The sequence below is a fragment of the Salmonella enterica subsp. arizonae genome (assembly GCF_008692845.1).
Lineage (GTDB): Bacteria > Pseudomonadota > Gammaproteobacteria > Enterobacterales > Enterobacteriaceae > Salmonella > Salmonella arizonae.
The window spans coordinates 370,985-384,457 of record NZ_VXJW01000002.1 but is presented as its reverse complement, the minus strand read 5'-3'; the positions used below and the strand labels follow the sequence as shown (position 1 = coordinate 384,457).

Annotated in this window: 10 protein-coding genes; 4 read left to right on the top strand and 6 right to left on the bottom strand. The window is 54.2% G+C overall.

Annotated elements, in window-relative coordinates; genetic code table 11:
• The first annotated feature begins 80 nt into the window (after positions 1 to 80).
• Both adk and hemH read left to right on the top strand, forming a co-directional pair.
• Positions 81 to 725 (top strand): adenylate kinase, encoded by a 645-nt coding sequence (gene adk / locus F4V61_RS06465; RefSeq protein ID WP_001220231.1) that lies wholly within the window; start codon positions 81 to 83, stop codon positions 723 to 725.
• A 126-nt stretch (positions 726 to 851) separates the two neighbouring features.
• Positions 852 to 1,814: a ferrochelatase gene (hemH, locus tag F4V61_RS06460; protein WP_001250085.1), complete on the top strand. Its 963-nt coding sequence runs from the start codon at positions 852 to 854 to the stop codon at positions 1,812 to 1,814.
• On the opposite strand, the gene aes is transcribed toward hemH, so the two are convergent.
• Positions 1,811 to 2,782: an acetyl esterase gene (aes, locus tag F4V61_RS06455; RefSeq protein ID WP_079828089.1), complete on the bottom strand. Its 972-nt coding sequence runs from the start codon at positions 2,780 to 2,782 to the stop codon at positions 1,811 to 1,813. The two genes, hemH and aes, sit on opposite strands and share 4 nt — an antisense overlap.
• Before the next feature lie 152 nt (positions 2,783 to 2,934).
• Between aes and F4V61_RS06450 the strand changes: the two genes are divergently transcribed.
• Positions 2,935 to 4,239 (top strand): inosine/guanosine kinase, encoded by a 1,305-nt coding sequence (locus tag F4V61_RS06450; RefSeq protein WP_038397815.1) that lies wholly within the window; start codon positions 2,935 to 2,937, stop codon positions 4,237 to 4,239.
• Positions 4,240 to 4,334: 95 nt separating this feature from the next.
• On the opposite strand, the gene ybaL is transcribed toward F4V61_RS06450, so the two are convergent.
• Complete coding sequence (gene ybaL, locus F4V61_RS06445; RefSeq protein WP_058819182.1) at positions 4,335 to 6,011, bottom strand: YbaL family putative K(+) efflux transporter; 1,677 nt, start codon at positions 6,009 to 6,011, stop codon at positions 4,335 to 4,337.
• 214 nt (positions 6,012 to 6,225) lie between these two features.
• Positions 6,226 to 7,446, bottom strand: coding sequence for an MFS transporter (locus F4V61_RS06440; RefSeq protein WP_001251590.1), 1,221 nt, complete (start codon positions 7,444 to 7,446; stop codon positions 6,226 to 6,228).
• Positions 7,447 to 7,617: 171 nt separating this feature from the next.
• Between F4V61_RS06440 and ushA the strand changes: the two genes are divergently transcribed.
• Complete coding sequence (gene ushA / locus F4V61_RS06435; RefSeq protein ID WP_058345684.1) at positions 7,618 to 9,270, top strand: bifunctional UDP-sugar hydrolase/5'-nucleotidase UshA; 1,653 nt, start codon at positions 7,618 to 7,620, stop codon at positions 9,268 to 9,270.
• Positions 9,271 to 9,338: 68 nt separating this feature from the next.
• Here ushA and ybaK read toward each other — a convergent pair whose 3' ends face one another.
• The 3 genes from ybaK to copA all read right to left on the bottom strand — a co-directional run bounded on the left by ybaK (position 9,339) and on the right by copA (position 13,462).
• Positions 9,339 to 9,818: a Cys-tRNA(Pro)/Cys-tRNA(Cys) deacylase YbaK gene (ybaK, locus tag F4V61_RS06430; RefSeq protein WP_058345683.1), complete on the bottom strand. Its 480-nt coding sequence runs from the start codon at positions 9,816 to 9,818 to the stop codon at positions 9,339 to 9,341.
• A gap of 201 nt (positions 9,819 to 10,019) precedes the next feature.
• On the bottom strand, positions 10,020 to 10,814 hold the full coding sequence (locus F4V61_RS06425) for a TraB/GumN family protein (protein ID WP_000365141.1): 795 nt from the start codon (positions 10,812 to 10,814) through the stop codon (positions 10,020 to 10,022).
• A 146-nt stretch (positions 10,815 to 10,960) separates the two neighbouring features.
• A complete protein-coding gene (gene copA / locus F4V61_RS06420; protein ID WP_080161097.1) occupies positions 10,961 to 13,462 on the bottom strand; it encodes a copper-exporting P-type ATPase CopA in 2,502 nt (833 codons plus the stop codon).
• Positions 13,463 to 13,473: the final 11 nt, after the last annotated feature.

Here is a 13,473-nt window from a genome sequence, read left to right as displayed (position 1 = left end):
TTCCTTGAGCGAAATGCGTGATGGTGGTATCGTTTAGCGCTTTTTTAAAAATATCGACAACCTTTGAGGGGATTTTCGTAATGCGTATTATTCTGCTTGGCGCTCCGGGCGCGGGTAAAGGAACTCAGGCTCAGTTCATCATGGAGAAATATGGTATTCCGCAAATCTCCACCGGCGATATGCTGCGCGCCGCAGTGAAATCAGGCTCCGAGCTGGGCAAACAGGCGAAAGATATCATGGACGCCGGTAAACTGGTGACCGATGAACTGGTGATCGCGCTGGTTAAAGAGCGCATCGCACAGGAAGACTGCCGTAACGGCTTTCTGCTGGACGGTTTTCCGCGCACGATCCCGCAGGCTGACGCGATGAAAGACGCGGGTATTGTGGTGGATTACGTGCTGGAATTTGACGTACCGGACGAACTGATCGTTGACCGTATTGTCGGTCGTCGCGTACACGCCGCGTCTGGCCGCGTTTACCACGTTAAGTTTAATCCGCCGAAAGTAGAAGGCAAAGATGACGTCACCGGTGAAGATCTGACAACTCGTAAAGACGATCAGGAAGAGACCGTTCGCAAACGTCTGGTGGAATATCATCAGATGACCGCGCCGCTGATTGGCTACTACCAGAAAGAAGCGGAAGCGGGCAACACTAAATACGCCAAAGTTGACGGTACGCAGGCCGTTGCCGACGTGCGTGCTGACCTGGAAAAAATTCTCGGTTAATCCGTAAATTGCCCGATAAGCATAATGCCATCGGGCAACATCGCTTTGTGCCTCTCACAGCAATTAGTTTTTCTTTTTTGCATTTCCGCTACAATTATCAATAAGTTGAATAGATAAGAGGCGGCAATGCGTCAGACGAAAACCGGTATCCTGCTGGCTAACCTTGGCACGCCAGATGCCCCAACCCCCGAAGCGGTAAAGCGCTACCTTAAACAATTTTTAAGCGACAGACGCGTGGTGGATACTCCTCGTCCGCTGTGGTGGCCGCTACTGCGCGGCGTCATTTTACCGCTGCGCTCGCCGCGCGTCGCGAAACTCTATCAATCCATCTGGATGGATGGCGGTTCGCCGCTCATGGTATATAGCCGTGAACAACAACAGGGGCTGGCCGCGCGGCTACCGGATACGCCCGTCGCGCTGGGGATGAGTTACGGTTCGCCCTCGCTGGAAAGCGCTGTCGATGAACTGTTAGCAAGCGATGTCGACCATATCGTCGTTCTGCCGTTGTACCCGCAATACTCTTGCTCAACGGTGGGCGCAGTCTGGGATGAACTGGGACGGATACTGGCGCGTAAACGCCGAATTCCCGGTATTTCATTTATTCGCGATTACGCGGATGACGGCGCTTATATTGATGCGCTGGCGAAAAGCGCGCGTGAGTCGTTCGCCAGACATGGCGAGCCGGATTTGCTCCTGCTCTCCTATCACGGTATTCCACAACGTTACGCGGATGAAGGCGACGACTACCCGCAGCGCTGTCGTGATACCACGCGTGAGCTGGTTTCCGCGCTGGGGCTGCCGCCGGAAAAGGTAATGATGACATTCCAGTCGCGCTTTGGCCGCGAACCGTGGCTGACACCCTATACTGACGAAACGTTAAAAATGTTGGGCGAAAAGGGAACGGGCCATATTCAGGTCATGTGTCCGGGGTTTGCGGCGGATTGTCTGGAGACGCTGGAAGAGATTGCGGAACAGAACCGCGAGATTTTCCTTGAAGCGGGCGGCAAAAAATACGCGTACATTCCGGCGCTGAATGCGACGCCGGAACACATTGATATGATGCTGAAACTCACGGCGCCGTACCGTTAACGCAGCATCTTAATCCTCGCTATAAAAAAGCGCGCGCCGTCCTGCAAGGCATCGTTGGCGCTTTTCATCATTCGCGAATAGTGCAGAAAGGCGTGCAACGTGCCGGGATACATTTTGTATTCACAGGGCTGCCGATGCGCCTGTAATGTCTGATACAGCAAACGACTGTCATCAATGAGCGGATCAAACTCCGCGCTGGCAATAAAACAGGGCGGCACATTGCGCGTCAGATCGTTATTAAACAGGCAATACCAGGGCGATTCCCGATCTTCTTCGTTACGTAGATAGGCCTTTTCGTACATCTCCAGATCCTCTCGCGTCAGGCCGTCCCACGCGCCGCCGAACAGACGGCGGCTTACCGAATCCTGTAATCCATACAGCCCATACCACAACAGAATAGCGATAACGTTACCGCAGCTAATTTGCTTATCACGTAACCAGAGCGCGCTGGCAAGCGACAGCATGGCGCCTGCGGAATCTCCGGCGAAACCGATTTTTTCCACATTGAGCGAGTATTCATTAGCATGTTGAGAAAAGTAGCGGCATACCGCGACGGTTTCTTCAATGGCCTGCGGATAACGCGCTTGCGGCGACAGCGAATAATCAATACCGATCACGGTGCAGCCGGTATAACGCGCCAGCAGACGCATTATCCGGTCATGCGTATCCAGATTGCCGAGAATAAATCCGCCGCCGTGCAGATAGTATAAGGTGGCCTGACTGGTCGGCTGCGGCGAGTAGATTCGGGTCGTTACGTCGCCATAAGGCATAGGGACGGCGCAGGTGCGGGCGGGCATGGGCGGCGCATCGGCATTCCAGAAACGGCGCTCAAGAAGATAATACTGACGCTGGATCTCAATATCGCCATCGGCAGGCCAGGGGGGAAGGCCTGGTTGCTGGAAGTTTACGACGGCTTTCATTTCGTCTGACAGTCGGGTAAGTACGGGAATTTTATTTTCCGGCTTCATAAAACGCTCCTTGTGAAAGTGAACCATTGTAAAAAACGCGGCTGGAGAAACTGCGATCTCGTCGTCTGATATTGAAACGCCATCGTCCGTCGCGCGCAGCAGGGGGAATGTGCTACCATGCTGCGCTCCGTTATTCATCCGTAAGCACAATCATGAAATTTCCCGGTAAACGTAAATCCAAACACTATTTTCCCGTCAATGCGCGTGACCCGTTGTTACAACAAATTCAGCCAGAACAGGAAACCAACGCCTCCTGGGTCGTCGGTATCGACCAGACGTTGGTGGATATTGAGGCGAAAGTGGATGACGATTTTATTACACGCTATGGATTAAGCGCCGGGCATTCTCTGGTGATAGAAGACGAGGTGGCGGAGAAGCTGTATCAGGAACTGACGCGGGAAAATCTGATCACCCATCAGTTTGCTGGCGGCACCATAGGCAATACGATGCATAATTACTCGGTACTGGCGGATGACCGTTCGGTGTTACTGGGCGTGATGTGCAGCAATATTGAGATTGGCAGCTACGCTTATCGCTACCTGTGTAATACTTCCAGCCGTACCGACCTGAATTATCTGCAAGCGGTAGATGGCCCGATTGGCCGCTGTTTCACGCTGATTGGCGAATCCGGCGAGCGTACTTTCGCTATCAGCCCCGGCCACATGAATCAGCTACGGGCGGAAAGTATTCCGGAAGCGGTGATCGCTGGCGCCTCCGCGCTGGTGTTGACCTCATATCTGGTGCGCTGTAAGCCTGGCGAACCGATGCCTGACGCGACGATGAAAGCGATCGAATACGCGAAAAAGCATAACGTGCCGGTTGTCATGACGCTGGGAACCAAATTTGTGATCGCCGATAATCCGCAGTGGTGGCAGGCGTTTCTCAAAGAGAATGTCTCGATTCTGGCAATGAATGAAGAAGAAGCGGAAGCGCTGACCGGCGAAAACGATCCGCTGCTGGCGGCGGATAAGGCGCTGGACTGGGTCGATCTGGTGTTATGCACCGCCGGGCCGATAGGGTTATATATGGCAGGCTTCACCGAAGAGGAAGCAAAACGTAAAACCCAGCATCCGTTGCTGCCGGGGGCTATCGCTGAATTTAACCAGTATGAATTTAGCCGGGCGATGCGCCATAAAGATTGTATGAACCCGCTGCGCATTTATTCGCATATTGCGCCGTATATGGGCGGGCCGGAAAAAATCATGAACACCAACGGCGCGGGAGATGGCGCGCTGGCGGCGCTGTTGCACGATATTACGGCGAACAGTTACCATCGTACCAACGTGCCGAATTCCAGTAAGCACAAATTCACTTGGCTGACCTACTCATCGCTGGCGCAGGTGTGTAAATATGCTAACCGTGTCAGTTATCAGGTGCTGAACCAGCACTCTCCGCGTCTGACGCGCGGGCTGCCGGAGCGTGAGGATAGTCTGGAAGAGTCGTACTGGGAGCGCTAATCTGCGTTGCCCGATGGCGCTGTGGTTATCGGGCCTACGGAGAACCCGGCAATATATAATCCAGATAATGCGTTTTCCACCATCCGGCGACAGGATTAGCCCGGCGCCATATTACCCGCTGGCGGCGTTTCAAGAAGTTCCAGCATCGCCCTGGCGATCTCTCGCTCGCCCATTACCACCTGATTCGCCCCACGCTCGGTGATGTAATTGACTTCATCGTCGTAATGCGCTCTGGCGATAATTTCAATCCCCGGACATTTTTCCCGCGCCGAGGCGACGATCTCACCGGCTTCGTAACCGTTGGGGATGGTCAACAGCAGCCAGCGAGCGCAGTCCAGATGCGCCAGATTCATGATCTCTTCGTTAGCGGCATTGCCCAGCACGGCGCGAATTCCGCGTTCGCGCAGTTCATCCACGCGGGTACGGGACGTTTCGATAACCACCAGCGGAATACCCGCCGCCAGTAATTTTTCCCCCAGCAGACTGCCGACACGGCCAAAACCTACCAGCAGGGCATGATTACAGATATCCACCGGAATTTGCTTCTCTTCTTCGATAGCCTCTTCCAGCGTCTGCTCCTCCAGCGTTTCGGTTTTCGCCAGATACTTCTCCAGCAGGGTAAACACTACGGGATTAAGCATAATCGACAAAATAGCGCCTGCCAGCACCAGGTTCTGTCCCGCTTGCGGCAGCAGGTTGAGCGCCATGCCGAGTCCGGCGAGAATAAAGGCGAACTCGCCGATTTGCGCCAGGCTGGCGGCAATGGTCAGCGCGGTTCGCGGCGAGTGACCGAACAAACGCACCAGGAAAAATGCGGCGATCGATTTACCAAAGATGATAATAGCAAGCGTCGCCAGCACTGCCAGCGGTTGTTGGATCAAAATTAACGGATCGAACAACATGCCGACGGAAACAAAAAACAGGACGGCAAATGCGTCGCGCAGCGGCAACGTATCGTGTGCCGCCCGGTGACTAAGCTCCGACTCATTAAGCACCATTCCAGCGAAGAATGCGCCCAACGCAAAGGAGACGTCAAACAGTTCTACCGCGCCAAACGCAATGCCTAACGCCAGCGCCAGTACGGAAAGGGTAAATAATTCGCGTGAGCCGGTGGCGGCGCTGCGGGCCATAATCCACGGCACCAGGCGGCGTCCGATCAACATCATGATGGCGATAAACGCCACCACTTTACCAATAGTCATGCCCATATCGACCGCCAGCGAGGCTATGCCGACATCGCCTTTTTCCACCATGCCGGCGACGGCGGGCATTAAGACCAGCGTCAGCACCATCACCAGATCTTCGACAATCAGCCAGCCGATGGCGATTTGTCCGCGCTGGCTATCAAGGAGTTGTCGCTCCTCAAGCGCGCGCAGCAGGACGACGGTACTGGCAGTAGACAGACAGAGCCCAAAGACGATGCCGGTCATTAATGACCATCCCAGCACGGCGGAAAGCGCCATACCCAGCAACGTCGCCACGGCTATCTGGGCGACGGCGCCGGGAATGGCGATAGACTTTACCGCCATCAAATCCTTCAGCGAAAAATGCAGACCGACGCCGAACATCAATAGAATAACGCCGAGCTCCGCCAGTTCCGGCGCCAGTTTGGTATCCGCAACAAAACCCGGTGTAAACGGCCCAGCCAGAACGCCCGCTAACAGATATCCCACCAGTGGAGAAATACGCAATTTGTTGGCAATCATGCCGAGAATAAAAGCGAGCACAAGGCCGCCGACAATGGTGGTGATAAGCGGGGTGGCGTGATGCATTCCGTCTCCTTTGGTTGCTGGATTCCAAAACTCCGGGTAATAGTTTATGACAATTTCAATCACGATGTTTATAAAAAATGGTTGAGTTTTATAGGAAAATGGGATTTAGCGGTAAAAAGAGCACGGATCGGAAAACTAACAAGTCTGGGATAGGCAAAGTGTGACGGTATCGGGATAGACAGGCGGCTAAAGCATAATTTTAACCGCCATGAGATCAGGCTTTATGTCGATTATCAGGTAAGAATATGGTTAGTATCCCCAGAAGCGGCAGGAAAGCACAGATTTTATAAACTAAATAGATACTGGTATGGTCGGCAATCAGCCCCAGCACCGCTGCGCCCAGGCCTCCCATCCCGAAGGCAAACCCGAAAAACAGGCCGGAAACCATACCGATGCGTCCTGGCAGCAGCTCCTGGGCATACACCAGAATGGCGGAAAACGCCGACGCGAGAATAAAGCCGATAATCACCGTTAAAATCCCCGTCCAGTACAGCGTGGCGTAGGGTAAAACAAGGGTAAATGGCGCGACGCCGAGAATAGAGCCCCAAATCACATATTTTCTGCCGATTTTATCGCCCACCGGCCCGCCGATTACCGTCCCGGCAGCCACCGCAAACAGGAAGGCAAACAGATGGAGCTGCGCGTTTTGTATTGATAATCCGAATTTTTGCATCAGATAAAAGGTGTAGTAGCTACTGATGCTCGCCATATAAAAATATTTCGAGAAAATGAGCAGCAATAACACGCTTACGGCCAGTACGACTTTATTGCGCGGCAGCGGGTTAGCGATTATCGCTTTTGGCTTGCCTTTCGCTATCCGGTGCTGGGCTGCATACCAGCGGCTGATCTGCGCCAGCACCACGATCGCCAGCAGCGCGGCCAGCACAAACCAGGCGACATTCCCTTTGCCATAGGGCGCGATAATCACGGCAGCCAGCAGCGGACCCAATGAACTGCCGAAGTTACCGCCGACCTGGAAGATAGACTGCGCCAGACCATGACGTCCGCCAGAGGCCATACGCGCCACGCGGGACGATTCCGGGTGAAAAACGGACGAGCCGGTACCCACCAGCGCCGCAGCGAGCAATACGCCGCCAAAACTTCCCGCCATTGCCAGCAGTACCAGCCCGCTCAGGGTAAAACACATGCCGACAGGCAGCGACCACGGCATGGGATATTTATCCGTCCAGTAGCCGACGACCGGTTGCAACAGCGATGAGGCGAGCTGGAACGTCAGGGTGATCAAGCCTATCTGAACGAAGCTCAGCGAGAACTCCGCCTGTAACAGGGGATAAATGGCTAAGATTAGCGACTGGATCATATCGTTCAGCAGATGGGAAAGACTAATCGCGCCCAAAATACCAAACGACGTACGTGCTTTAGCGGCCGTTACGGGCGCGCTGGCTAACGGCTGGGGTGGTTCACTCATGGCCATAGAAAGTCACTTAAATTTTATGCGATGTTGGATATAACATGATGTTAATTATTACCAGACTAACATACCTGTGAAATGTGTTTGAAGGAAGTCTCAATTCTGAAAACATATTTGTCTATTATTGCAAGGAAAGGTAATTTCTGCGGTTGATATTGAGTCAGGGAGAGAAACATGAAATTTTTGAAACGGGGTGTGGCGCTGGCGTTACTGGCGGCGTTCGCGCTGGTGAGCCAGTCTGTACAGGCTTATGAAAAGGATAAGACCTATAAAATTACTATCCTGCATACCAACGATCACCACGGTCACTTCTGGCGCAGCGAATATGGCGAATATGGTCTGGCGGCGCAAAAAACGCTGGTAGACAGTATCCGTAAAGAGGTGGCGCAAGAGGGGGGAAGCGTCCTGTTGTTATCCGGCGGCGACATTAATACTGGTGTGCCGGAGTCCGATCTCCAGGATGCGGAGCCCGATTTCCGCGGGATGAATCTGATTGGCTACGACGCTATGGCCGTCGGTAATCATGAATTTGATAACCCGCTCACCGTATTGCGCCAGCAGGAAAAGTGGGCGAAGTTTCCTTTTCTCTCCGCCAATATTTATCAAAAAAGTACCGGCGAGCGTCTGTTTAAACCGTGGGCTATTTTTACAAGACAGGATATAAAAATCGCGGTGATCGGCTTAACTACCGATGACACGGCGAAAATAGGCAACCCGGAATATTTTACCGATATTGAGTTTCGTAAACCTGCTGAAGAAGCAAAAGTTGTGATTCAGGAACTTAATATGAATGAAAAACCGGACGTGATTATCGCGGCCACGCATATGGGGCATTATGACAACGGCGATCACGGTTCGAATGCGCCTGGCGATGTAGAGATGGCGCGCAGTTTGCCTGCCGGTTCGCTGGCAATGATTGTGGGCGGTCACTCACAGGATCCGGTATGCATGGCGTCGGAAAATAAAAAACAGGTGAATTACGTACCGGGAACGCCCTGCGCGCCGGATAAGCAAAACGGTATCTGGATCGTGCAGGCGCATGAGTGGGGTAAATATGTAGGCCGTGCGGATTTCGAATTCCGTAACGGCGAAATGAAAATGGTCAACTACCAGCTCATTCCGGTGAATCTCAAGAAAAAAGTGACCTGGGATAACGGGAAAAGCGAGCGCGTACTTTACACGCCGGAAATCGCAGAAAATCCGCAAATGCTCTCGTTATTAACGCCGTTCCAGAATAAAGGTAAAGCGCAACTGGAGGTGAAAATCGGTAGCGTGAATGGCCTTCTTGAAGGCGATCGCAGCAAGGTCAGATTTGTCCAGACCAATATGGGACGAGTGATTCTGGCCGCGCAGATCGCGCGCACCGGCGCCGATTTTGGCGTGATGAGCGGCGGCGGTATTCGCGACTCGATTGAGTCGGGAGATATTACCTATAAAAGCGTGCTCAGAGTGCAGCCGTTCGGCAACATTGTGGTGTATGCCGATATGAGCGGCAAAGAGGTGATTGATTATCTCACCGCCGTGGCGCAGATGAAACCGGACTCCGGCGCCTATCCACAGTTCGCTAATGTGAGCTTTGTCGCCAAAGAGGGCAAGCTTACCGACCTGAAAATCAAAGGCGAGCCCATTGACCCGGCCAAAACCTACCGCATGGCGACGCTGAGTTTCAACGCCACGGGCGGCGATGGTTATCCGCGCATTGATAACAAACCGGGATACGTGAATACCGGGTTTATTGACGCGGAAGTGCTGAAAGAGTTTATTCAGCAAAATTCACCGTTGGATGCGGCGGCTTTTGCGCCAAAAGGCGAGGTGAGCTGGCTGTAGCGCTAGTGATAGCTATCATTGCCGGATGGCACTTGCGCTGCCATCCGGCAAAACTTTTTCGCGCAGGCTTAATCCCGGCGCGCAATATCGGCAAATGTGGCTCCCAGTATGGCGGCCAAATCGTCAGCCGCCAGTTCAATATCCAGCCCGCGTTTACCACCGGAAACATATATAGTGGCAAACGTGCGGGCTGGAGCGTCAATCAGCGTGGGCAGCCGTTTCTTCTGTCCCAGCGGACTGATCCCGCCGACCAGATATCCCGTGGTGCGTTGCGCCACCATCGGGTCGGCCATATCGACCTTTTTCGCGCCCAGAGCTTTGGCGACTTTTTTCAAATCCAGTTGCCCGGCTACAGGCGTCACGGCGACGGCCAGTTGCTTCATATCGCCATTCACGGCGACCAAAAGCGTTTTATACACCTGATCGGCGTTTAGCCCGAGCTTACGCACCACTTCATCGCCAAAGTTAGTTTCATTCGGATCGTGATCGTAGGTGTGAATGTTAAACGGAACCTTGTTCTTTTCGAGTAACTTAACTGCGGGTGTCATAACGTTCCTTCTTACTACAGACGTGATTTGCCATCAGCATACGCCCGAAAGCGGACTAAAAAATAGTGTAATCTTGTGCATTAGGTCTTGGCAGTTGCGGCAACTTTGAGCGACAATCTGAAGATCCGAAGCGAAAGCGTCGGGATAATAATAACGATGAAATTCCTCTTTGACGGGCCAATAGCGATATTGGCCATTTTTTTAACGCATCAATTCCGGCAGATTTCCTTCCCCATAAAGATGGAGTGCGCCAACGGCGACCACATATTGCCCTGGCGGCATAGCGTTAAGTCGATCCCGCCAGGCAAGATTACGCTGATGCATCAGCACATCATACAGTGACTGGCTAAACGTTCTGGGTAAGGTGATATCGCCATGCTGCTGCGGCATTTTTAACCACCAACTCATCATCTGTTGTAGCTGACGGGCGTTGGTATGCCAGTGCGTCAGCGTATCATCCAGCAGCGCCAGACCGTTATCCGGTAACTGACACAAAAGCGCAATCTGACTGGCGACGCCTTCCAGTTCGATCACCGGTTTTTGCGTCTGCTTCGCGGCCTGTAAAAGTTGATAATCGATTCCGTATTCGGGGCGTAAACCTAACTGTTGCGCCTGAGTTGCCTGTAAAATCATGGCGATTTGCCATAGCGGCTGAGTGGAAAACAGCGACAGGGAAATGCCCAGCTCTTCGACGATTTTTCGCAGACTGTGCAACTGCTCCTCGCTGATGCGCTCCTCCAGCGCAGCACACGTCGGCAGACTGGCAAACGGGGTGTCATGACCGGAGACATCGGCTTCGACAATCAGCGCATCGGCGCGTTTAAGCTTTTTAAGCAGTCTGGCGGGGAGGGGGGCCATATCGCGCGTGCCCATATGGATACTGCCGACGAGGTGAAAATCACGGTTGCCAGGCAAAAAGATATCGATGGCGGGCCAGGTATAATGATTGCCGCGCAATGCGGCCCACAGCGTTTTTACCCGGTACAACAGATCCATACGACCTCCTTGAGTAGACCATCATGCTAGCGCGTGGCCCTGGAAGATACAATGAATTCGCGAGGTGGGAAAAGGCCGGATAGTAACGCGAAAGCGTCTTACCCGGCCTGGTTAAATTCTGCCAGACTGGGTAAGTTGGCAACGGTTTACGCTTTCGGTTTAAAGCGCAATAACCGGTTGGCATTGCTCACGACGGTAATGGAAGACAGCGCCATCGCCGCTCCCGCCACCACCGGGTTTAACAAGGTACCGGTAAACGGCCACAGAATACCGGCGGCTACCGGAATACCAATACTGTTGTAGATAAACGCGCCAAGCAGGTTTTGCTTCATATTGCGCAACGTCGCGCGTGAAATGGCCAGCGCATCCGCCACGCCCATCAGGCTATGGCGCATCAGCGTAATCGCCGCAGTTTCAATTGCCACATCGCTGCCGCCGCCCATCGCGATACCGACGTCCGCCTGTGCCAGCGCGGGCGCATCATTGATACCATCGCCGACCATCGCTACCTGACGACCCTGGCTTTGCAGACGTTTAATCGCATCGGCTTTGCCATCCGGCAGAACGCCCGCAATGACTTCATCAATGCCCGCTTCTTTGGCAATCGCGTTAGCCGTCGTCGGGTTATCCCCAGTGAGCATTACCAGACGGTATCCGGCGTTATGCAGGCGTTCAAGCGCGGCAATACTATCGTTACGCAACGGATCGCGTACCGCCAGCAACGCCGCCGCTTTACCGTCAATCGCCAGCAGGACCGGGGTAGAGCCTTGCGAGGCCTGCGCGGTGATTTCCGCCGTCATGTCATCCGAGGCGACATGCTGTTCATTCAGCAACGCCTGGTTCCCCAGAAGCAGTTGATGGCCTTCCGCTTCGCCGCTAACGCCCAACCCGCGCAGCGTTCTGAAACCGTTAACCTGCGGCAGTTTATTGTCGCCGGCTTTCTCCAGAATCGCATGGGCCAGCGGGTGGCTGGACCCTTGTTCGAGCGCGGCTGCCAGGCGTAACGCCTGAGCTTCGTCAACGCCATTGAAGGTTTTCACCGCTACCACTTGCGGCTTGCCTTCCGTCAGCGTCCCGGTTTTGTCAAAAACGAGGGTATCCAACGTACTGGCGCGTTGCAGGGCATCGGCGTCGCGTACCAGCACGCCAAATTCGGCAGCGCGGCCTACGCCGGAAATAATCGACATTGGCGTCGCCAGGCCTAATGCGCAGGGGCAGGCGATAATCAGTACGGTTGTGGCGATGACCAGCGTATACACAATTTGCGGCGCCGGACCGAAGAAATACCAGATAGCGGCGCTGATCAGCGCAATGACTACCACCACGGGGACAAATATCGCAGAGATTTTATCGGCCAGTTGGCCTATTTCCGGTTTACTGCTTTGTGCCTGGCGCACCATTCGAATAATGCGTGACAGCGTGGTATGACTGCCCACCGCGCTGGCGCGGAACAGGACACTGCCGTCCTGTACGACGGTGCCGGCATGAACACTGTCGCCTTCGTCTTTTTGCTGCGGAATAGGCTCGCCGGTCAGCATGGCTTCATCAAGCCACGCTTCGCCCTGGGTAATTTCGCCATCCACCGGTACGCGATCGCCAGTGGTTAGCCGCAGCAGCATCCCTGGCTGAACGTCCGCCAGCGGGACGCTTTTTTCGCCTTCTTCTGTTACTACGCGCGCGGTCGGCGGAGTGAGATCGAGTAATTTTTCCAGCGCTTTTGAGGAACGCTGACGGGCGCGCGCTTCCAGCATGTGTCCGAGATTAATCAGACCGATAATCATCGCGCTGGCTTCGTAATAGAGGTGCCGCGCTTCCATCGGGAACCACTGCGGCCACAGGTTGACGCTCATGGAGTAGAGCCAGGCGACCCCGGTGCCCAGCGCCACCAGGGTATCCATTGTCGCCGTGCCGTTCAGCAGGCTTTTCCACGCGTTACGGTAAAAGTGACCGCCCGCAAAGACCATTACCGCAAGCGTGATTACGCCAATCGCCAGCCACAGGCTGCGGTTGTCGCCAGTCACCATCATGTTATCGCCGATCATCCCCCAGACCATGACCGGTATACCGACCGCCAGAGCGACGATTGCCTGCCAGCGAAATCGTTTCATGGTGGCGATGGCGGTTTCCTGCTGGCGCTCGCGGCGTTTAATATCATCTTCAATCGCCTCTGCGCCGTAGCCGGCTTTTTCCACCGCCTGTACTAAATCAGCGGCGGACGCGCTGCCCATCACCAGCGCAGTGCGTTCCGCCAGGTTTACCCGTGCCTGTGTGACGCCCGGTACGCTTTGCAACGCATGTTGTACGCGGGTAACGCAACTGGCGCAGCTCATGCCGCTTAACAGCAACTGTTGGCTTTCTTCATCGGCCGTCGCTACCGGAAGCTCATGAGGAACCGCTGCCAGTGCTTCCGACGGGATTGATGACTCTGTCAGCGGTTTAGCCTTTGGGTAGCTTAACGTCGCGCCATACCCGGCCTGTTTGATGGTTTCAATTAACGCGTCCGCACTGGCGGTGCCGGTGACGTGCGCTTCGGTTACAGTGACGTCCGCCAGCTCAACATCCGGACGTTGTTCAAGACTTTCTTTCACGCGTTTAACGCAATGACCGCAGGACAAACCGTCCAGGGTCAGGTCGATAGTTTGAGACATAGTAAAAACTC